The following is a 20,470-nucleotide window of genomic DNA, read 5'->3' as shown; positions in this document are numbered from 1 at the left end:
GCCCGCCCCCTATTCGATGATGTCGCCGCGCAGGACGAATTTCGCATAGGCCACGGTCGAGATGAAGCCGACCATGGCGAACATCAGCGAGGCCTCGAAATACATGGTGGTGCCCTTGTCGATGCCGAACAGCGTCAGGAGCGCGATCATGTTGATCGCCATGGTATCCAACGCCAGCACCCGGTCCGACAGGCCCGGCGCGAAGACCACGCGGTAGAGGCAGAACAGCAGCGCCAGCCCGAAGCAGCCATAGGCGAAGTAAAGCGCATATCCGATCATTCGAAGATCTCCTTCAGCCGGGCCTCGTAGCGGGTCTTGATCTCGTCCAGCACCGCGTCCGGGTCGGGGGCGTGCATGGCATGGACCAGCAGCGCGCGCCCGTCCTCGGACAGGTCGCAGCTGACGGTGCCGGGGGTGAGGGTGATGGTCGCGGCCAGTGCCGTGATCGCCTCGGGGCGGCGCAGGTCCAGCGGCACGGCGATCCAGGCGGGCCGAAGCGCGCGGCGCGGCATGAACAGCACGATGCGCGCCACGGTGAAATTCGCCTTGGCGATGTCCCAGATCACCATCAGGAGATAGGCCGGGATGCGCTGCGGCTTGCTGTAGCCGCCCGCTCCCGGCCAATAGGGCGCGGTGATCAGCGGCACCACCAGGCCGATGATCGCGGCAAAGACCAGCGAGCCCACGGCCCAGCGGTTGACCAGGGCCATCCAGACCAGGATCAGCGTGACCGACAGCCAGGGATGCGGCAACAGGCGGCGGATCATTTCGTACCCTCCTGCCCTTCCAGCACCGCCGAGACATAGGCGTCGGGATCGTGCAGCTGTGCGGCGGCCGCCTCGGCAAAGCGCATGGCGGGGCCGGCAAAGGCGGTCAGGGCCACGATGCCCGACAGAAGCAGCGCCACCGAGGCCACCGCCAGCCAGTTCGCCGGCGCATCGCCGAGGTCCTGGACCGGCTCGTCCGGCTCCAGCTTGGGACCGGCTGCGACCGCCGGCGCCGGCACCGGGGCCGGGCCGAGCTCCAAGCTCTTCCAGAAGACGATCGAGCCGGCGCGCGACATGGCATAGATCGCGATCAGCGAGGTGATCAGGATCGTCGCCCAGATCCAGACCATCGCCGGGGCCGCGCCGGTGGCCTGCATCACCAAGAGCTTGCCGATGAAGCCGGAAAACGGCGGCATGCCGACCACGGCGATGGCCGCGGTGAAATACAGCGCCGCGACCAGCCCGTTGCCCGGCATCACCCGGTCCAGCCGCAGCCACAGATCGCCCCGGCGCGCGCCGATCATGTCCACGATCAGGAACAGCGCCCCCGCCGCCAGCGTCGAGTGGATCATGTAATAGACCGCCGCCGCGGTGCCCTGCGGGGTGAACTGCGCCACCGCGATCATCAGCGTGCCGATCGAGCCGATGGCGGCGAAAGCGGCCAGCCGACCCAGATGGCGGGTGCCCAGGATGCCGATCTGGCCGATGGCCAGCGTGAACAGCGCCGCCGGCAGCAACAGGTCGGTCACCACGCCTTGGGTCACGGCGTCCTGCGGAAAGACCAGGGTGAAGAAGCGGATGATGCCATAGACCCCGACCTTGGTCATGATCGCGAACAGCGCCGCCACCGGCCCCGGCGCATTGGCATAGGTCGAGGGCAGCCAGAAATGCAGCGGCACCAGCGCCGCCTTGACAGCAAAGACCAGCATCAAGAGTACCGCGCCGGCGCGCAGCAGCGCCGTATCCTCGGCCGGCATCGCCGCCACGCGCAGCGCCATATCGGCCATGTTCAGCGTGCCGGTGACGGAATAGAGCACCCCCAGCGCCGCCAGGAACAGCGTCGAGCCGGCCAGGTTGTAGGCGATATACTGCACGCCGGCGCGCAGCCGCATCTCGCCCCCGCCGTGGATCATCAGGCCGTAGCTGGCGATCAGCAGGATCTCGAAGAACACGAACAGGTTGAAGGCGTCGCCGGTCAGGAAGGCGCCGCAGACGCCCATCAGCTGGAACTGCCAGAGCGCATGGAAATGCCGGCCCTTGCGGTCCCAGCCCGAGCCCATGGCGTAAAGCTGCACCGCCAGGGCCAACGCCGCGGTCAGAAGCAGCATCAGCGCCGCCAGCCGGTCCAGCACCAAGACGATGCCGAAGGGCGCAGCCCAGTTGCCGAGGCGATAGACCTGCACCTCTCCGCCCGCGGCGAGCAGGTTCAGGTAAAGCGCCACCCCGGCCAGCAGGGCGGTGCCGGCGACCGAGAACACCCGCTGCAACAGCAGGTCGTTGCGCATCCACAGGATGATCAGCGGCCCGATGACGGCGGGCAGGACGACGGGGGCGATGATCAGATGGCTCATGCCTGGTCATCCCCCGGCATGCGGTCGGCGCGCGGCATGTCCACCCGGTCGTCGCCGCCTTCCAGGAAGGCCCCCAGCGCCATCATCACCACCACCGCGGTCATGCCGAAGCTGATGACGATGGCGGTCAGAACCAGCGCCTGCGGCAGCGGGTCGGTATAGACCTCCACCCCCTTTTGCAGGATCGGCGGCGCGTTCACCACCAGCCGCCCGGTCGAGAACAAAAACAGGTTGATGGCATAGCTGAGCATGGTCATGCCCAGCACCACGGCGAATGTCCGCAGCCGCAGGATCAGATAGACCCCGGCGGCGGTCAGCATGCCGATCGCGCTCGACAGCAGAAGTTCCATCAGCGCCGCGCCTCCCTGCTGGGGTCGATGTCCATCGGGTCCAGGTTCACCGTCTCGCCCGCCTGCCGCGCGATCCGCGACAGCGAGTTCAGGGCCAGCATCACCGCCCCCATCACGCACAGGAACACGCCCAGGTCGAAGCCCATGGCCGAGGCCAGCTCGAATTCCTCGAGCCCCGGCAGCTTCACATAGCCATAGGCCGAGGTCAGGAAGGGCAGCCCGGCGAACCAGGCGCCGATTCCGGTCAGCCCGGCGGCGATGACGCCGGCGCCGATCAGCGCGTGATAGTTGATCTTTTGCCGCTCCTGCGCCCAGGCAAAGCCCGAGGCCATGTATTGCGACACCAGCGCCACCGAAACCACCAGCCCGGCGACGAAGCCGCCACCCGGCATGTTGTGGCCGCGCAGGAAGATATACAGCCCGACCACCAGCGAGATCGGCAGGATCAGCCGCGTCACCACCACCAGCGTCAGCGGATGCCGGTCACCGGCGCGGCGGCTGTCATGGACCCAGTTGCGCAGCCGCCGGCCGCTGGCGCCGGCCAGCAGCGTCTCGGTCAGGGCGAAGATGGTCAGCGCGGCGATGCCGAGCACGGTGATCTCGCCGAAGGTATCGTAGCCGCGGAAGTCCACCAGGATCACGTTGACCACGTTGTCGCCGCCGCCCAGCCTGTAGCTGTTGGCCAGCATGTATTCCGAGATCGGGGAAAAGGCGAAATCGCTGCGCATGATGGCATAGGCCAGCGCCCCGAAGCCCAGCCCGGCCAGCGCGGCGATGAAGGCGTCCAGGCCGCGCTTGCGGTCGGGACTTTCGATCACGGTGAACTTGGGCAGGAAGTTCAGCGCCAGAAGCAGCAGGACCACCGTGACCACCTCGACCGAGATCTGCGTCAGCGCCAGGTCGGGGGCCGAGAAATAGATGAAGCTGACCGAGACCATCAGCCCGATGATGCCGACCAGCACCAGCGCCAGGATGCGCCGGCGGTGAAAGGCCACCATGCAGCAGATCGCCACCATCAGCAGGATCCAGCCGACCAGCGGCACCGGCTGGACGGGCAGCATCGGCCGGGTCGCGCCCTGCCAGCCTCCGGTCGAGAAGGCCCAGAAGCCGCACAGCACCACGGTCAGCGAAAAGGCCGCGAGGGCGCGCGACATCGAGCCGTTGGTCAGCCGGTCGGTAAAGACGCCCGCCGCGCAGGTCGCCGCGCGAGTGACGGCGTCGAAGATCGCCTTGGCGTCTAGCCAGGCCATCGCCGCCCGCATGGCCAGCAGGTGGCGGTTCAGCGCCAGCAGCAGCGTCCCGCCGACCAGCGCGGTGATCGACAGCATCAGGGCCGGGGTCACGCCATGCCACAGCGCCAGATGCGGATGCTGGGCGGTGCCGGTGACGGCGCTGGCCGAGACCTCGACCAGCCAGCCGGCCATGCCGGCGGGGAACAGCCCGATCAGCACCACCAGCACCACCAGCAGCGCCGGGGCGGACCACAGGCCGAAGCCCGGGTCATGCGGCCTGCGCGGGTAATCCTGACGCTCGGGGCCGAAGAACACCTGCCAGACGAAGCGCAGCGAATAGCAGACCGAGAACAGCGCCCCCAGCGTCGCCATCGCCCCGATCAGCACGGGGCTGCCCTGCCACGCGGCATGGGTCGCCTCCTCCAGCATCAGCTCTTTCGACAGGAAGCCGTTCAGCGGCGGGATGCCGGCCATGGACAGCGCCGCCACGGTGCCGATGACGAAGGTCACCGGCATCAGCCGGCGCAGCCCGCCCAGACGGGCGATGGAACGGGTGCCGGCCTCGTGGTCGATGATGCCGGCAGCCATGAACAGCGCCGCCTTGAAGGTGGCGTGGTTGATGATGTGGAATACCGCCGCCACCGCCGCCGCCTCGGTGCCGAAGCCCAGAAGCATGGTGATGAGGCCCAGATGCGAGACGGTGGAAAAGGCCAAGAGCGATTTCAGGTCGTCGCGGAAGATGGCGATCCAGGCCGCCAGCACCATGGTCACAAGGCCGGTGGTGGCGACAATATAGAACCATTCCGGCGTGCCCGACAGCACCGGCCACAGCCGCGCCATCAGGAACAGCCCGGCCTTCACCATGGTCGCCGAATGCAGATAGGCCGAGACCGGCGTCGGCGCCGCCATCGCGTGCGGCAGCCAGAAATGGAACGGGAACTGCGCCGATTTGGTGAAGGCGCCCAGCAGGATCAGCAGCAGCGCCGGCAGGTAATAGGGGCTGGCCTGGATCGCCTCGCGCGCCTGCAGGATGTCGCCAATGTCGAAGCTGCCGGCGATATTGCCCAGGATCAGCATCCCCGCGATCATGGCCAGCCCGCCCATGCCGGTCACCGTCAGCGCCATGCGGGCGCCCTGCCGCCCCTCGGGCAGGTGCTTCCAATAGCCGATCAGCAGGAAGGACGACAGCGAGGTCAGCTCCCAGAACACCAGCAGCAGCAGGATGTTGTCGGACAGCACGATGCCCAGCATCGCGCCCTGGAACAGCATCAGATAGGTGTAGAACACCCCCGCCGGATCCTTGCGCGACAGGTAATAGCGCGCATAGGCGATGATCAGCAACCCGATGCCCAGGATCAGGATGCCGAAAAGCAGGCCCAGCCCGTCGATGCGGAAATGCGCGTTCAGCCCCAGCGAGGGCAGCCAGGCGAAGCGCGCCGTGATCACCTCGCCCGCCATGATCGCCGGGATGTGCAGGCAAAGCCCCAGCAGCGCGATGAAGGTCGCGGTCGCGCAGGAAATCGCCGCGACATCGCGGCCCGATCGGATCAGCAATCCGGGCAGCAGCGCCCCGATGAACGGAAGTGCAGCGATCAGTGCTGGCGACATTGTCCCTCTTCCATTTTTCGCGGCCCCCTGTTCGCGGCGGGGTTTCCCGATGTCAAGCCAATGACAAAGCAACTAGGCGATGTTCGCCTTTCGTGCTAACGCTGGATCAAAACAAGGAAACAGGCATGAAGATCATCGGCATAGACCCCGGCCTGCGCAACATGGGCTGGGGCGTGATCGCGGTCGAGGGGCCGCGCCTGCGGCACCTGGACAATGGCATCGTCCATTCCGAGGCGGGCGAGCTGGGGCCGCGGCTTGCCGCGCTCTATCGCGGGCTTCGCGCGGTGATCGCCCGGCACGCCCCCGATGCCGCCGCGGTCGAGCAGACCTTCGTGAACAAGGACGCGCTCGGCACGCTGAAGCTGGGCCAGGCGCGCGGCATCGCCCTGCTGGCCCCGGCCGAGGCGGGGCTGGAGATCGGCGAATACGCTCCGAACGCGGTCAAGAAGACCGTGGTCGGCGTCGGCCATGCCGCCAAGGAGCAGATCCAGCACATGGTCCGCTTCATGCTGCCCGGCGTCGAGTTCGCGGGGCCGGATGCCGCCGATGCCCTGGCCGTCGCGATCTGCCACGCCCATCACCTGCAGGGCCGCGCCCTGCGCATCAAGGCCAGCGCGTGAGGAACAAGGAATGATCGGACGCATTGCCGGGGTGATCCTGCATCGGGCACAGGACCATGTGCTGATCGACGTGCGCGGCGTGGGCTATATCGTCCATGTCAGCGAACGCACCGCCGCGCACCTGCCCCCCGCCGGACAGGCGGTGGCGCTTTACACCGAACTGCTGGTGCGCGAGGATCTGCTGCAGCTTTTCGGCTTCCCGACGCTGCTGGAAAAGGAATGGCACCGGCTCTTGACCTCGGTGCAGGGGGTGGGGGCCAAGGTGGCGCTGGCGATCCTGGGCACGCTGGGGCCGGACGGGCTGTCGCGGGCGCTGGCGCTCGGCGATTGGTCGGCGCTGCGCAAGGCCCCCGGCGTCGGACCGAAACTGGCGCAGCGCGTGGCGATGGAGCTGAAGGACAAGGCCCCGGCGGTGATGGCGCTTGGCGGCGCGCTGACCGTCGATCCCGGCCCCCTGCCCGAGGCGGAACTGGTCGAGACCGCCGCCCCCGCAACCGCCCCGGCCCATCCGGCGCCATCTTCGGCGCAAGCAACCGCGGATGCGCTCTCGGCGCTGGGAAATCTGGGCTATGCTCCGTCCGAGGCCGCCTCGGCCGTGGCCGAGGCCGCGGCACGGGAACCCGCCGCGCCGACCGCGGCGTTGATCCGCGCGGCCCTGCGGCTCTTGGCGCCCAAGGAGTAAGACGATGACCGGAAACCTGCGCACCTTCATCCTGATGGCCGCCCTGACCGCGCTGGTCATGGGCATGGGCTGGCTGATCGGCGGCCAGGGCGGCGCGGTGATCGCGCTGATCGTCGCCGGGGCGGGCAATGTCTTCGCCTGGTGGAACAGCGACAGGATGGTGCTGCGCCAGCAGGGCGCGCATCTTGTCACCCGCCAGCAGGCGCCCGAACTGGTGGACATGGTGGCGGCGCTGGCACAACGCGCCGGCCTGCCGATGCCCAAGGTCTATGTCCTGGAAACCGAGCAGCCGAATGCCTTCGCCACCGGCCGCAGCCCTGAAAACGCCGCCGTCGCGGTGACGCAAGGCATCATGCGGGTGCTGAGCCGCGACGAACTGGCCGGGGTGATCGCGCATGAACTGGCGCATATCAAGCATCGCGACACGCTGACCATGACCGTCACCGCCACCATGGCCGGCGCCATCGCCATGCTGGGCAACATGCTGATGTTTTCCAGCATGTTCGGCGGGCGCGACGACAATCGCGGCGGCGGGCTGGCGGCGATCCTGGCGATGATCTTTGCGCCGCTCGCGGCTGGGCTGGTGCAGATGGCGATCTCGCGCACCCGCGAATACGAGGCCGACCGGATGGGGGCCGAGATCTGCGGCCGGCCGATGGCGCTGGCCGGTGCGCTGGCCAAGATCTCGCGCGCGGCGGGCCAGGTGGTGAATATCCCGGCCGAAAGGAACCCCGCCTCGGCCAGCCTGTTCATCGTGAACCCGCTGCACGCGCTGCGCATGGACCGGCTTTTCGCCACCCATCCGCCGACCGAGGAGCGCATCGCCCGGCTGCAAGCCATGGCCTCGGGCACGGGCGCCGGCCCCTGGGGCGCGCGATGAGCCAGCCCGACCCCATGCTGCGCCCCGAACCGCTGGACAGCGACGGCGAGGACCGCGCCCTGCGCCCGCAGCGGCTCGAGGATTTCGTCGGCCAGGCCGAGGCGCGGGCGAACCTGCGCGTCTTCATCGAAAGCGCCCGCATGCGCGGCAAGGCGATGGACCACACGCTGTTCCACGGCCCGCCCGGCCTGGGCAAGACCACGCTGGCGCAGATCATGGCGCGCGAGCTGGGGGTGAACTTCAAGATGACCTCCGGCCCGGTGCTGGCGCGGGCGGGCGACCTTGCCGCGATCCTGACCAATCTGGAAGCCCGCGACGTGCTGTTCATCGACGAGATCCACCGCATGAACCCGGCGGTCGAGGAGATCCTCTATCCGGCGATGGAGGATTTCGAGCTGGACCTGGTGATCGGCGAGGGCCCCGCCGCTCGCACGGTGCGGATCGAGCTGCAACCCTTTACCCTGGTCGGCGCCACCACCCGGCTCGGCCTGCTGACCACGCCCCTGCGCGACCGCTTCGGCATTCCGACCCGCCTGCAATTCTATACCGTCGAGGAACTCGACCTGATCGTGACCCGCGGCGCCCGGTTGATGGGTATCCCCTCGGAGCCCGAGGGCACGCGCGAGATCGCCCGCCGCGCCCGCGGCACGCCGCGCATCGCCGGCCGGCTCTTGCGCCGGGTGGTGGATTTCGCGCTGGTCGAAGGCGACGGCAGGCTGAGCCGCCAGATCGCCGATTCCGCCCTGACCCGGCTTGGCGTCGATCACCTGGGCCTCGACATGGCCGACCGCCGCTACCTGGCGCTGATGGCCGAGCATTACGGCGGTGGCCCGGTCGGGGTGGAAACCCTTTCGGCCGCGCTGTCGGAAAGCCGCGATTCCATCGAGGAGGTGATCGAGCCTTACCTGATGCAGCAGGGCCTGGTCAGCCGCACCCCGCGCGGCCGCATGCTGGCCCGGCTGGGCTGGCGCCATCTGGGCCTCGATGCCCCCCGCCCCCAGGAGAGCCTGTTCGATGAATGACCTGGAAAGCCGCATCCGCGCCAGTTTCGACCGCCAAAGCATGATGCGCACCCTGGGCGCCCGGCTTGCCGCCATCGCGCCCGGGCGCATCGCCATCACCGCGCCGATCCTGCCGACATCGCTGCAGCAGCATGGCGCCGGCCATGCCGGGCTGGCCTTCAGCATCGGCGATTCGGCCGCGGGCTATGCCGCGCTGACCTTGATGCCCGAGGACGCCGAGGTGATGACGGTCGAGATGAAGATCAACCTGATGTCGCCTGCCACCGGCGACCGGCTGGTGGCCGAGGGAAGGGTGATCCGCCCCGGCCGCCGCATCCTGGTGGTCGCAGCCGATGTCTGGGCCGAAGCGGAAGGCACGCGCAAGCATGTCGCCATGCTTCAAGGCACGATGATCCCGGTCTGACCCTGCAGCCTTGCGCGGCCTGGTCGAGGCCGCGACCGGGGGCTTTGCGCCCCCGGACCCCCGCAGGATATTTATCCAAGGAAGAACGGACCGATGGTTCCCTGGCTTCTTCCATGGACAAATATCCTGGGGGAGCGCGGAACGCGCGGGGGCAAAGCCCCCGGCAAGCTTCATCCCGGGCGCTATGGGCATTTACCAGCCCATCGCGGCGCCGGCGAGTGTCCGAAGGCGCCGGCCGCAGTTTGGAACGAAGCGACGGAGGGGCTTGCGGCGGTCTTTGGGTTTTGGCCGGGGCATCGCAAAGGCCTGCCACGCGACGATGAAGTGCAGGGGATAGCGGTATCCTATCGGCCGGTACGGATCTTCTGAGCTGGTCCGTCTCGATGACAGCTCGGCGATTGGTCCCCGAGCATTCCTGCCGCTGGCGGCATGCCGCTGCGCCCCGGCAGCTCCGCCATCGCCGCGCGGCGCAAGAGTCGCGGGCGGAATCCGGTTCAAGCCGCCTTTACCTAGCGCGGATTCGACTTAGTCCGGGTCATATCCGGCGGGCTCGAAGTAGTTCCGGCATTCCTCGGGGGTGAAGGCGGATAGACAGTCGGCGACGGCTGACCAGAGATCGTCAACGGTTCTGGCAGCGACCTTTCTGAGCAGTGCCTTGAGCTTGGAGAAAGCCATCTCGATGGGGTTGAAGTCCGGCGAGTATGGCGGGCGGAACAGGAGCCGTGCTCCAACTTTTTCGATGGCGTCGCGCACGCCGCTGATCTTGTGGGCGGGCAGATTATCCATGACCACGACGTCACCGGGGCGCAGCTCTGGTGCGAGCACCTGCTCGGCATAGGCGAGGAAGGCTGGTCCGTTCATTGGCCCATCGAGCAGCATCGGTGCCGCCATGCCAGATAGCCGCAGGCCCGCGGTAAAGGTGGTGGTCTTCCAATGTCCGTGTGGAATGGGCGCCCGGCATCGCTCGCCACATGGCGCTCGTCCTCGCAGCCGCGCCATCTTCGTGGATGCCGCGGTCTCATCGATGAAGATGAGCCTCTCGGGATCGAGATCGAGCTGGCCGTCGAACCAGGCTATGCGGCGGCGCAAGACATCGGGACGCTGCTGCTCTGAGGCATGCGCCGTCTTTTTTTGGCCGTCTTTTTTTGAACGTGATGCCGCGCCGGTCAAGAAACAGCCAGACCGTCGAGGGCGCCACCCGCACGCCGCGCTCGCCAGCAAGGCGCTCGCCGATCTCAGCAAGAGTGATGTCCGGTGTCTTCTCGATGAGGCCCGGAATGAAGGCCGCGTGCGTATCAAGCTTCGAGCGCGACGGCTGTCCCTGCTTGCGCGCTTCCATCTCGCCGGTCTCGCGATAGCGGCGATACCAGGCCCCGGCCGTCGAGATGCCGATGCGGAAGCGTCGTGCCGCCTCCCGCGTCGAAACCCCATCTTCGATCGCGGCAATTACCCGACCGCGAAGGTCTCCGCTCAGGCTCCTCGTCTTAGGCTCCTCGTCATCATCTCCTCCTGGCAAATCACAGGAGCAGTGAATCAGACATTGTTCATCGCGTGAATCCTCAAAGCGACCCGGTGTTCGTCAAATTTGCTCTAGTCGCGGCGGGGCTGGGACAGCAGCCGGTCTTCCTGGGCGATGAAATGCTCCATCATCACGCGCCACAGCCGCTCGGCCAGATCCGGGTCCAGCCCCTGCTCAGCGGCGAGACGGCGGGCATTGGCGGCGACCTCCTCGACGCGGCTGTCGATGCGGGCCGGCAGGTTCTCGCGCGCCTTGATCCGCGCCGCCTCGTCGATCAGCGCCGAGCGTTCGGCCAGCAAGGCCACCAGCCGCGCATCCAGCGCGTCGATGCGCGCGCGCAGATCGGGCATGGCGGAATTCGGGGGCAGTTCGGGTTCGGATCGGCTCATGCCCGACCCATGCCCTGCCCGGCACGCCGGTGCAAGCCCCAGCTGTGGCGAATGTGCTGCTGGCATAGACAGATTTTCGCCAGCCCCGGAACGGCACGACGGGAATCGGGATTGCGTCTTCAAATTGAGCCCTAGGCATGGCCCCGCGCATTGCGACTGGCCAACGGGTGAAGGCGGCGGGCTTCGGGATCAAGCTGGGGCCAAGCTGGGGGTTCGGCCCGGGACTGCCGCTTGGCGCCGCCGCGCTTCTGCCGCCCTGAACGTCCGCGCAGCGTTCAGGCCGAGCCCTTGCGCGCATGAAAACCCCCGGAGCGATGGCGCCGGGGGTTTCCCTGTATCGATCGTCGGATCACCCCTGCGGCTGGGGAGCCGCATCCGGCGTGGGCTTGACGGCACCCGCCCGCGGAATCGCGCTGACCGAGGGGATCGAGGAGCCGGGCGCATCATCGTCGCCGCCCAGCGGCTCGCCCCGGATCACCCGGCCGATATCCTCGCCGGTCAGGGTCTCGTATTCTAGGAGCCCCTTGGCCAGCCGCTCGAACTCCTCCTGCTTCTCGGTCAGGATGCGATAGGCTTCGCGATAGCCTTCCTCGATCAGGTCGTGGACCTCCTTCTCGATCAACTCCTTGGTCGCCGCCGAGACCGAGAAACCGCCGGTATTGCCGGAATAGCCCTCATGCGCCTCGGCATAGTCGATGTTGCCGACCTTGTCGGACATGCCCCAGCGCATCACCATGGCGCGCGCCAGCTGGCTGGCCTGCTGGATGTCGCCGGCCGGGCCGTTCGACACCCCTTCCTCGCCATATTTGATGATCTCGGCCGCCTTGCCGGCCATGGTCATGGCGAGCTTCTGCTTGGCCTCGTCCTTGTGATAGTTCAGCCGGTCCATCTCGGGCAGCGACACCACCATGCCGAGCGCGCCGCCGCGCGGGATGATCGTCGCCTTGTAGACCGGATCGCATTTCGGCAGCGAAAGGCCGACGATGGCGTGGCCGGCCTCGTGATAGGCGGTCTTTTCCTTCTGCTCGGGGGTCAGGACCATGCTGCGGCGCTCGACGCCCAGCATGACCTTGTCCTTGGCGTTCTCGAAATCCTCCATGGTCACGAAGCGTCGGCCGATGCGCGCGGCCATCAGCGCGGCTTCGTTCACCAGGTTCATCAGATCGGCGCCGGAAAAGCCCGGCGTGCCGCGGGCGATGATGCGCAGGTCCACGTCGGGGCCTACCGGCACCTTGCGCGAATGCACGCCGAGGATCTTTTCGCGGCCCTTGATATCGGGGTTCGGCACATAGATCTGGCGGTCGAAGCGGCCGGGACGCAGCAGCGCCGGGTCCAGCACGTCCTTGCGGTTGGTGGCGGCGATGATGATGACGCCCTCATTGGCATCGAAGCCGTCCATTTCCACCAGCAGCTGGTTCAGGGTCTGCTCGCGCTCGTCATTGCCGCCGCCGATGCCGACGCCGCGGGCGCGGCCGACCGCGTCAATCTCGTCGATGAAGACGATGCAGGGGGCGGATTTCTTGGCCTGCTCGAACATGTCGCGGACGCGGCTGGCGCCGACGCCGACGAACATCTCGACGAAATCCGAGCCGGAGATGGTGAAGAAGGGCACCCCCGCCTCGCCTGCGATGGCGCGGGCGAGCAGCGTCTTGCCGGTGCCGGGCGGGCCGACCAGCAGCGCGCCTTTCGGGATCTTGCCGCCCAGGCGGCTGAATTTCTGCGGGTTGCGCAGGAATTCGACGATCTCCTCCAACTCTTCCTTGGCCTCGTCGATGCCGGCCACGTCGTCGAAGGTCACGCGGCCGTGCTTTTCGGTCAAGAGCTTGGCGCGCGACTTGCCGAAGCCCATGGCCCCGCCCTTGCCGCCGCCCTGCATCCGGTTCATGAAGAAGATCCAGACACCGATCAGCAGGATGAAGGGCAGCCAGACGCCCAAGAGCGACATGAAGCCCGATTGCTGCTGCCGCTCGACCTTGACGTCGACGCCCCTGTCGATCAGCCGGTTCGCGAGTTCCTCGCCCTGCGGCCGGACGGTGGCGAACTGCTTGCCGTCCTTGTCGGTGATGCCGACATTCTCGCCATCTATGGTGACGGCAGAGATCTCGTCCTTTTCCACCCGCTGGATGAAATCGGAATAGCTGATCTGGCGGCTGTTCATCTGGGCCGATCCGTCGCTGAACAGGTTGAACAGGGCCAGGATCATCAGAAACAGCACCACCCAGAAGGCGATATTGCGCGCATTGCCCAAGGGCATGTCCTCCGCGGGTAAACAGGCTTCCGCCTGAAAATAGGGATTCCGGCGTCAGGTTCAATGCGTATAGAGCAAGGCGCGGAATTCTGGCAGCCCGCGCAGCGGCTTTGCGCCGTAATCCGGCACCGGGCGCAGCGCCGGCGCGGCGACCAGCCTCTCGCCCGCCCAGATGCCGGGGCTGGATGCCGCCTCGTCCCGCGTCAGCCCGGCGCCGCGCCAGTCCAGACCCGGCAGGGGCGCATGGCCAAGGGCGCGCACCTGCTGGCCGGCGCGCAGGCCGGCGACTTGCCAGCGCCGATCCCAGATCGCATCAGCCCCTTCGGCGGCGGGGCTGCGGGCGGCGGCGGCCGGTTCGCGGACCAGCCGCAGGAAGCCGCCGCCCGGCTCGGCGATGACGCCTTCGAGCGTCAACCGGCCACCGGCTTCCAGGGCCGCCAGCGCGTGCAGCACTGCCTCGCGCCGGGGCGGATAGGCGGCACAGGAGACGAAGCGCAGCCCGGCGACAAGAAGCCGCCGCCGGATCTCCAGCGGCGCGGCGCGAAAGGCGTCCAGCGGCAGCGCCAGCGATCCGGCGCGGCTTTGCGCGCCCTCGGCCACCCGCGAGGCAAAGTCGCACAATGCTTCCCGCGCCATGGCGAGATTCGCCGCCGATTGCGCCAGCTGCCGCATCGGCAGGTCCAGCGCGGCGATGGTCTTGCGCACCCGCACCCGCTCGAAGCCCTCGTTCTCGTTGGAAGGGTCGTCGGCCCAGCCGAGCCCGCGCGCCGCGAGCCATTGCCGCAACTCGGCCCGGCCGACCTCCAGCAGGGGGCGCAGCCAAAAGACGCCCAAGGCCTCGCGCGCTGGGGCCATGGCGGACAGCCCATCCACGCCGGCGCCGCGGTTCAGGCGCATCAGCAAGGTCTCGGCCTGATCGTCCAGCGTATGACCCAGCAGCACGGCGGACAGGCCGTTCCGCCCGGCCCAATCGGCCAGCAAGCGCAGCCGCGCCTCGCGCGCGGCGGCCATCAGGTTGCCGCCATCCCGACGGGTCCAGCGCAGGGTTTCATGGGGAATGCCCAGGGCCGCGGCTGCCTGCCCGGCCGCCTGCGCCTCCTCGGCCGAGCCGGGGCGCAGCCCGTGATCGACCGTCGCCGCCATGAGGCGCGCGCCGCCCCAGCCATGAGCCAGATGCATCAGGGCAATGGAATCGCCGCCCCCCGACAGGGCGATGCCAAGCGCAGAGCGGGTGCCGGCCAGGCGATCCAGCGCGGCATGGACCCGCGCCGCGACCGGCTCAGCCGTCATCCGCCAGATCCGCCGCGGCCTCGGGATCCAGCTCCTCGCCCAGTTCCTCGGCCGGGGCGTCGCAGCCGGTCTCGGCGATGCGCCGCTCGGCCTCGGCGGCCTGCGGAACGCCGGGAAAGCGGGCGACGATCTCCTGAAGGTAATAGCAGCCTTCCTGCGGGCCGGCCTTGGCCGACATGGCCCGCGACAGGCCCAGCAGCGCATCCGCCGCCTGCGGCCCGTTCGGATTGGCGGCGAAGCTTTCCAGCCAGGCCATCCCTGCGCCTTCCAGATCGCCTGCGGAATCCAGCGCCGCCCCGCGCAGGAACAGCGCCTCGGCGGTCAGCGGGCCGCCAGCATGGGTTTGGGCAATGGCCGCGAAGAGTTCCGCAGCGCGGTGAAAGTCACCTTGACCGAGCACCTCCCGGGCCCGGTCGAAATCGGCCTTTTCCGCCGCCGTCGCGGCAGCCCCGGCCGAGGGGGTCTTGGATTGCGTCAACGCGCCCCGCTGGTCCGAAGGCGGCAAGGGCGTCGATCCGCCCTGCTCGCCCAGCGTCGGCGTGGTCAGGCTGCCCAGGTCGCAGCCCTCTTCCATCTCGCACAGGCGGAACTCGATGTCGCCGATGCGGGTGGTGCCGTCGCGGACGATACGGTCGATGCGGTTCTGCAATTGCTCGGTCTGGCCGGTCAGCTGCGCCAACCGCGCCTCCATCGCGTTCATGCGGTCGATGGCGCTGTCGCCGCCCGCCGCGGCGAAGCCCGCCGGGCCCGAGGCGACAAGCTGCGCGCGCAGGCTTTGCAGATCGGCCGAAAGCTGGGACAGTTCGGCCCGGATGTCGGCCAGGGTCCGCGCGTCCTGCGCCGCCGCGGGCAAGGCCGCCAGCGCGAAACCGGCGGCCAGAAGCAGCCCCCTGAAACCCGGGACCGCCATCACATGCCCGCCCCAGGGCTGACCACGGTCACGGCGCGGCGGTTCTTGGTAAAGCATTCCTCGGTCGAGCAGATCGCCAGCGGGCGTTCCTTGCCATAGCTGACGGTGCGCAGCCGGCCCGGCGCGATGCCTTGCGAGATCAGGTATTCTTGCACCGAATTGGCCCGCCGCGCACCCAGCGCGAGGTTGTATTCGCGGGTGCCCTGCTCATCGGCATGGCCTTCGATCACGGCCGAGAAACCCCGGTTCTGGTTCAGCCAGCCGGCCTGGTTGGCCAGGATCACCCGCGCCTCGGGCGTCAGGGTAGACTGGTCGAGCGGAAACAGGACGGTATCGCCGACGCTGGCCTTGAAATATTCCGCCGTGCCCGGCAGCGCGCTGGCGCCCACCCCGCCAAGGCCGCCCGCCCCGGCATAGGGATCGCGAACCTGCATGTCCTGCGCCGGCCGGGCGCAGGCCGCCAGCGCGAGAACGGCGCCGATCGCGGCAATTTTAATGAAAGTTTTCATAATCCTGTCCATTTCACGCGCTTCAGGGCAGCAGCGGGCCCCAATCGGGGTCCGAGGCTGCGCCATTGACCTTGACCGGGCGCATGTTGCGCCCCGTGATATCCACCGAATGCAGGCGCGGCTGGCCGTCGCCGCCCGGCGTCACCCGCGTGAACATCACGACGCGGCCATTGGGGGCCCAAGTCGGCCCCTCGTCAAGGAACGATTCCGTCAGCATTTTCTCTTCCGAGCCATCGGTGCGCATGACGCCGATGTGGAACTTGCCGCCGACCTGCCGGGTAAAGGCGATCATGTCGCCGCGCGGCGACCAGACCGGCGTGCCATAGCGCCCCTCGCCAAAGCTGATCCGCTTCGGCTCGCCGCCATTCGCCCCCATGATATACAGCTGCGGCGTGCCCGAGCGGTCGGATTCAAAGACGATCTGCCGGCCGTCCGGGCTGTAGCTGGGCGAGGTCTCGATCGAGGGCGCGTTGGTCAGCGCCCGCTGCGCGCCAGTCGCGGCATCCATCTGATAGATGTCGGTATTGCCGTTCTGCTCCAGCGAATAGACGATCCACCGCCCATCGGGCGAGAAACGGGGCGAGAAGCTCATCGTGCCCTGCTGGCCCGCGCCCAGCTGGCGGGTGGCGAGCGAGTTCACGTCCATCATCATCGCCTGCGGAAAGCCGGTGGCATAGCTGGTGTAAAGCAGGCGCGAGCCGTCGGGCGAGAAGCGCGGCTTCAGGACCAGCGTCGAATCGTCGGTCAGCCATTTCACGTTGGCGCCGTCGTAATCCATGATGCCGATGCGCTTGCGGCGCGCATCCTTGGGGCCGGTTTCCTGCACGAAGGCGACGCGGCTGTCGAAATACGGCCCCTCGCCCGTCAGCCGCGAATAGACCTGGTCGGCGGCCTTGTGGGCGGCGCGGCGCCAGTTGCCGGTCGAGGCGTCGAACTGCATGCCGTCGCCCAGCGGCTGGCCGGCAAAGACGTCGAACAGGCGGAACTTGACGACCACCTTGCCACCCTCGACCTTGACCGAGCCGGTGATCAGCGCCTGGGCGTTGATCGCCTTCCAGTCCTCGTAGGAGACGGGCGCGTCAAAGCTTTCGGGGCGCGCGATATGGGCGCTGGCCGGGATCTCGCGGAAAAGGCCGGTGCCGGTCAGGTCGGCGGCGATCAGGTTCTGCACCTGCGCCAGGTATTCGCCGGCGCCGCCCTCGTCGTGGAAGCGGGCGATGGCGAAGGGCATCGGCTCGATCACCCCGTCGGTGATCTCGATCCGCAGCGGCCCGTCCTGCGCCAGGACCGGCGCGGCCAGCCCCAGACCCGCAAGGGCCATCACGGAAGTCATCAGGAATTGTCGCAACATGAATCGCCCTCGTAAGGTCTTGGTTGCAGGATAGAGTGTTGCGCGCCGGGATGCCATGTCACTGGACCCGCGCGCTGCCGCTGGCGTTGAAGTCGATGATGACATCCTTCCAGCGGTTGTATTTCTCCGGCGGCAGCTTGTAGCCGCCGCGCTCGCACATCAGGATCGCCCGGCGCGCCGCCTCATAGGCCTGTTTCGCCGCCGCGTCCGAGCTGCCGTCATGGCCGATCATGCGCAGCGAGCCCTTTTCCACCGTCCCGTCCGGCGCCATCGAGAACTGCACCGAAACCGTGGTCCGGCTGGCCTCGGTCGAGAGCGAGCCGCGGTTCCAGCATTGCTCGACGGCGACGCGGAAACCGTCCTTCTCGCCCTGGCTCAGCGGAGGCCCGCTGGCCGCCGCCCCGCCGCCGCCCGAGCCGGCCGAGCCCTGGTCCTGCATCGCCTCGGCCAGCGCGGCCTGCTTGGCCGCCTCGGCGGCCTTGCGCTCGGCCTCGGCTTGCTCGCGGGCCTTGGCTTCGGCGGCAGCCTTTTCGGCGGCCTTCTTCTCGGCGGCGGCGCGTTCGGCGGCGGCCTTTTCCTCGGCTTCCTTGCGGGCCTTGGCCTCGGCGGCCTTCCGTTCGGCTTCGGCCTTCTCGGCGGCCGCCTTCTCAGCGGCGGCCTTCTCAGCGGCGACCTTTTCGGCAGCCGCTTTCTCGGCTGCGGCGCGGCGTTCGGCCTCGGCCTTGCGCTCGGCGGCACGCTTCTCGGCCGCGGCCTGTTCCGCAGCCACCTTTTCAGCCGCTTCAGCCGCGGCAAGGCGGCGGGCACGCGCCTCGGCCTCTTCGGCCTTGCGGGCCGCTTCCGCCTCGGCCTGCCGGCGCTCGGCCTCGCGACGCTCCTCGCGGGCACGCTCCTCGGCGGCGCGGCGGGCGGCGGCCTCCTCGGCCTTGGCGGCAGAGGCGCGCTCGGCAGCGGCCTCGGCCTGCTGCCGGGCTAGCAGCTCCTCGCGCTGGCGCGCCGCCGCGGCCGCCTCGCGGCGGGCCTGCACGGCCTCGGCCAGCCCCTCGGGGCGGCCGCGGGGACGCGCCGATTCGACCGGGGCCAGCGCCGAACGCTGCGGGATCGGCGCCGGCGATTGCGGCTGCGCGGGGTTGCGCGCCGGATCGGGGCGGTCAGAGTTCTGCGGCAATGCCGCCAACTCGACGGTGTTCTCGGGCTCGGCGGGACGCGGCGCATCGGTCGCCACGGCAACGGGCCGGTTCGGGGTCTGGAAATCCGACAGGTCCGGCCGCGCCTCGGGCCGCGAGGGGGGCGTGGACAGCCTTGCCGCCTGCGCATCGGGGGCGGGCGGACTGACCGCCTCGACCTCGCCCAGCCGGTTTTCGTCAGCAGGCGGGCGCGGCTGGGCCGGCGTGGTCGCGGCGGCATCGGAGACCGGCCCGCGCCCGGCAGCGGCGGCGGCCAGCGACTGGAACTCGGCCTCGGACATGGTCGCGACCTCGGCCATGCGCACCGCCTCCAGCGGCTGCGGCCGGAACAGCGCGCCGCCGACCAGCGCCGCGCCCAGCAGCCCGGCATGGCCGATGCCCGAAATCCAGAAGCCGATGCGTTCCGCCCGGTCCATGGCTTAGCCGTCCGATCCCGCGTCCATGCGCGGCCCGCCGGCCTCGGTCACGAGGACGATGTTGTTGAAGCCGGCCGCGTTCAGCGCCCCCATCACCTCCATGATCCGGGCATAGGGGATGGCGCCGTCGGCGCGCAGGTAGATCTTGTCGCTCTGCCGCTCGGCCGCGACGGCGCGCAGCCGGGTGACAAGCTCGGCCTCGGGGACTTCGGTGGTCATGACCAGGATCGGCCCATCGGGCGTGACCGAGACGCTCAGCGGCTCCTCGGGCTCGGCGGGCACGGCCTGGGCGGCGGTCTTGGGCAGCTCCAAGGGCACGCCCACGGTCAGAAGCGGCGCCGCCACCATGAAGATGATCAACAGCACCAGCATCACGTCCACGAAAGGCGTGACGTTGATTTCCGCCATCGGCTGGCTGCGGGCGCGGCCCTTGCCGTTGCGGCTGCGTTTGACGACCCCGGCCCCCATCTTATTCGTCGTCCAACTGGCGAGAGAGGATGGTAGAGAATTCGTCGGCGAAGGTCTCGTATCCCCCGGTGATGCGGTCGGCATCCGAGCTGAGCTTGTTGTAGAAGATCACCGCCGGAATCGCCGCAAGCAGGCCAAGCGCGGTCGCCACCAGCGCCTCGGCGATGCCCGGCGCCACCACGGCCAGCGAGGTGTTCTGCGAGATCGCGATCTCCTCGAAGGCGGTCTTGATGCCCCAGACCGTGCCGAACAGGCCGATGAAGGGCGCGGTCGAGCCCACCGTGGCCAGGAAGGGCAGGCCGCGGGTCAGGCGGTCGTTCTCGCGGTTGATGGTGACGTTCATGGCCCGGTCGATGCGCGCGGTGACGCCGGCGATCAGGTTGCCGTCGTCGCGATGGCTGCGCCGCCATTCGGCCATGCCCGCGGAAAAGATGCGCTCGGCCGGGCCCGAGGGCGTCTCGCCGATGCGGTCGTACAGGTCGTCCAGCGGCTGGCCCGACCAGAAGGCGCGGTCGAAGCGGTCTGCTTCGCGCCGGGCGGCGTTGAAGGCGATGAACTTCTGGATGATGATCGCCCAGGCCCAGAACGAGGCCAGGATCAGGATCACCATGACGATCTGCACCGTCAGCGAGGCGCGCGCGAACAGCGCGATGAGCGAGAAATCGACCGGCTGCCCGGCTCCGGCGAGTTGTTCCATGAAATTCGGCCTGTCCTTTGGGCCGCTGGGATGCGGCTTCTGCTGCGCCGGAGTTAGCAGAACCGCCCAGCGGAGCAACCCCGCCGCGCGTCAATTCTGCGTCAATTGCCCGCGAGAACGCGGGCCTGGCGCCGCGCCGAGGCCCGGCAGAGGGCACCGGGCGCAAGCCGGGCCGCCCGGAAGCGGCGATTCGACCGCGGCGAGATCCGCGGCGGGGGATGGGCGGCCATCGGGACACATGGCCAGCCCCGCCAGCAACCGGGTCCGCCCGGTCCGGGACGCATTCGCACCGTCATTGCGGGCGGACCGCCGAAAATGCATCCGCATCGGATCCCCGCAACAGAGGCCCGG

Annotated in this window: 20 protein-coding genes; 5 read left to right on the top strand and 15 right to left on the bottom strand. The window is 68.7% G+C overall.

Going from position 1 to position 20,470, the window contains the following annotated elements; genetic code table 11:
- Positions 1 to 9: 9 nt before the first annotated feature.
- From ACNKFW_RS03880 to ACNKFW_RS03860, 5 genes are read right to left on the bottom strand one after another with little or no spacing between them, the layout of a single operon-like run.
- A complete protein-coding gene (locus ACNKFW_RS03880) occupies positions 10 to 279 on the bottom strand; it encodes a K+/H+ antiporter subunit F (RefSeq protein WP_147427671.1) in 270 nt (89 codons plus the stop codon).
- Positions 276 to 767, bottom strand: coding sequence for a Na+/H+ antiporter subunit E (locus ACNKFW_RS03875; protein WP_147427670.1), 492 nt, complete (start codon positions 765 to 767; stop codon positions 276 to 278). The genes ACNKFW_RS03880 and ACNKFW_RS03875 overlap by 4 nt, the downstream gene beginning before the upstream one ends.
- Positions 764 to 2,338: a monovalent cation/H+ antiporter subunit D gene (locus tag ACNKFW_RS03870; RefSeq protein WP_418024735.1), complete on the bottom strand. Its 1,575-nt coding sequence runs from the start codon at positions 2,336 to 2,338 to the stop codon at positions 764 to 766. Before ACNKFW_RS03870 ends, ACNKFW_RS03875 begins: the two co-directional genes overlap by 4 nt.
- The gene (locus tag ACNKFW_RS03865; protein WP_024846089.1) at positions 2,335 to 2,688 is read right to left on the bottom strand and encodes a Na+/H+ antiporter subunit C; all 354 of its coding nucleotides are present in this window, start codon (positions 2,686 to 2,688) and stop codon (positions 2,335 to 2,337) included. The genes ACNKFW_RS03870 and ACNKFW_RS03865 overlap by 4 nt, the downstream gene beginning before the upstream one ends.
- A complete protein-coding gene (locus tag ACNKFW_RS03860) occupies positions 2,688 to 5,528 on the bottom strand; it encodes a monovalent cation/H+ antiporter subunit A (RefSeq protein ID WP_147427668.1) in 2,841 nt (946 codons plus the stop codon). Before ACNKFW_RS03860 ends, ACNKFW_RS03865 begins: the two co-directional genes overlap by 1 nt.
- A gap of 125 nt (positions 5,529 to 5,653) precedes the next feature.
- On the opposite strand from ACNKFW_RS03860, the gene ruvC reads away from it, so the two are divergent.
- From ruvC to ACNKFW_RS03835, 5 genes are read left to right on the top strand one after another with little or no spacing between them, the layout of a single operon-like run.
- Complete coding sequence (ruvC, locus tag ACNKFW_RS03855) at positions 5,654 to 6,148, top strand: crossover junction endodeoxyribonuclease RuvC (protein ID WP_024846091.1); 495 nt, start codon at positions 5,654 to 5,656, stop codon at positions 6,146 to 6,148.
- A 10-nt stretch (positions 6,149 to 6,158) separates the two neighbouring features.
- Positions 6,159 to 6,830, top strand: a complete 672-nt coding sequence (ruvA, locus tag ACNKFW_RS03850) for a Holliday junction branch migration protein RuvA (RefSeq protein ID WP_147427667.1) — start codon at positions 6,159 to 6,161, stop codon at positions 6,828 to 6,830.
- Positions 6,831 to 6,834: 4 nt separating this feature from the next.
- A complete protein-coding gene (gene htpX, locus ACNKFW_RS03845) occupies positions 6,835 to 7,710 on the top strand; it encodes a zinc metalloprotease HtpX (protein WP_024846093.1) in 876 nt (291 codons plus the stop codon).
- Entirely contained in the window at positions 7,707 to 8,732 is a 1,026-nt protein-coding gene (gene ruvB / locus ACNKFW_RS03840) for a Holliday junction branch migration DNA helicase RuvB (RefSeq protein WP_024846094.1), read from the top strand. Before htpX ends, ruvB begins: the two co-directional genes overlap by 4 nt.
- The gene (locus ACNKFW_RS03835; RefSeq protein ID WP_024846095.1) at positions 8,725 to 9,135 is read left to right on the top strand and encodes a PaaI family thioesterase; all 411 of its coding nucleotides are present in this window, start codon (positions 8,725 to 8,727) and stop codon (positions 9,133 to 9,135) included. Before ruvB ends, ACNKFW_RS03835 begins: the two co-directional genes overlap by 8 nt.
- A 525-nt stretch (positions 9,136 to 9,660) precedes the next feature.
- Here ACNKFW_RS03835 and ACNKFW_RS03830 read toward each other — a convergent pair.
- The 10 genes from ACNKFW_RS03830 to tolQ form a co-directional block, all read right to left on the bottom strand.
- Positions 9,661 to 10,651 (bottom strand): IS630 family transposase gene (locus ACNKFW_RS03830; RefSeq protein ID WP_418024134.1). Its coding sequence is split into 2 segments (ribosomal slippage): positions 9,661 to 10,284 and positions 10,286 to 10,651, totalling 990 coding nucleotides; the frame shifts between segments, so codons are not numbered across the junction.
- A gap of 74 nt (positions 10,652 to 10,725) precedes the next feature.
- Positions 10,726 to 11,043 carry a chorismate mutase gene (locus ACNKFW_RS03825; protein ID WP_147427666.1) on the bottom strand — a complete coding sequence of 106 codons (318 nt, stop codon included), beginning with the start codon at positions 11,041 to 11,043 and terminating at the stop codon, positions 10,726 to 10,728.
- Positions 11,044 to 11,392: 349 nt separating this feature from the next.
- Positions 11,393 to 13,291 (bottom strand): ATP-dependent zinc metalloprotease FtsH, encoded by a 1,899-nt coding sequence (gene ftsH / locus ACNKFW_RS03820; protein WP_024843631.1) that lies wholly within the window; start codon positions 13,289 to 13,291, stop codon positions 11,393 to 11,395.
- Positions 13,292 to 13,351: 60 nt separating this feature from the next.
- Positions 13,352 to 14,581, bottom strand: coding sequence for a tRNA lysidine(34) synthetase TilS (gene tilS / locus ACNKFW_RS03815; protein WP_024843630.1), 1,230 nt, complete (start codon positions 14,579 to 14,581; stop codon positions 13,352 to 13,354).
- Positions 14,571 to 15,491 (bottom strand): tetratricopeptide repeat protein, encoded by a 921-nt coding sequence (locus tag ACNKFW_RS03810; RefSeq protein ID WP_024843629.1) that lies wholly within the window; start codon positions 15,489 to 15,491, stop codon positions 14,571 to 14,573. Before ACNKFW_RS03810 ends, tilS begins: the two co-directional genes overlap by 11 nt.
- Positions 15,491 to 16,000, bottom strand: coding sequence for a peptidoglycan-associated lipoprotein Pal (gene pal, locus ACNKFW_RS03805; RefSeq protein WP_024843628.1), 510 nt, complete (start codon positions 15,998 to 16,000; stop codon positions 15,491 to 15,493). Before pal ends, ACNKFW_RS03810 begins: the two co-directional genes overlap by 1 nt.
- 22 nt (positions 16,001 to 16,022) lie before the next feature.
- Complete coding sequence (tolB, locus tag ACNKFW_RS03800; RefSeq protein ID WP_028710097.1) at positions 16,023 to 17,333, bottom strand: Tol-Pal system beta propeller repeat protein TolB; 1,311 nt, start codon at positions 17,331 to 17,333, stop codon at positions 16,023 to 16,025.
- 76 nt (positions 17,334 to 17,409) lie between these two features.
- Positions 17,410 to 18,954, bottom strand: coding sequence for a cell envelope integrity protein TolA (gene tolA, locus ACNKFW_RS03795; protein WP_147427665.1), 1,545 nt, complete (start codon positions 18,952 to 18,954; stop codon positions 17,410 to 17,412).
- 3 nt (positions 18,955 to 18,957) lie between these two features.
- Positions 18,958 to 19,422 (bottom strand): ExbD/TolR family protein, encoded by a 465-nt coding sequence (locus tag ACNKFW_RS03790; RefSeq protein ID WP_024843625.1) that lies wholly within the window; start codon positions 19,420 to 19,422, stop codon positions 18,958 to 18,960.
- A gap of 1 nt (position 19,423) precedes the next feature.
- Positions 19,424 to 20,119 (bottom strand): protein TolQ, encoded by a 696-nt coding sequence (gene tolQ / locus ACNKFW_RS03785; protein WP_024843624.1) that lies wholly within the window; start codon positions 20,117 to 20,119, stop codon positions 19,424 to 19,426.
- Positions 20,120 to 20,470: the final 351 nt, after the last annotated feature.

Source organism: Paracoccus sp. TD-10, assembly GCF_048270675.1.
Taxonomy (GTDB): domain Bacteria; phylum Pseudomonadota; class Alphaproteobacteria; order Rhodobacterales; family Rhodobacteraceae; genus Paracoccus; species Paracoccus pantotrophus.
Note: the sequence above shows the minus strand (reverse complement) of the source record. Positions and strands in the feature narration are given on the sequence as shown.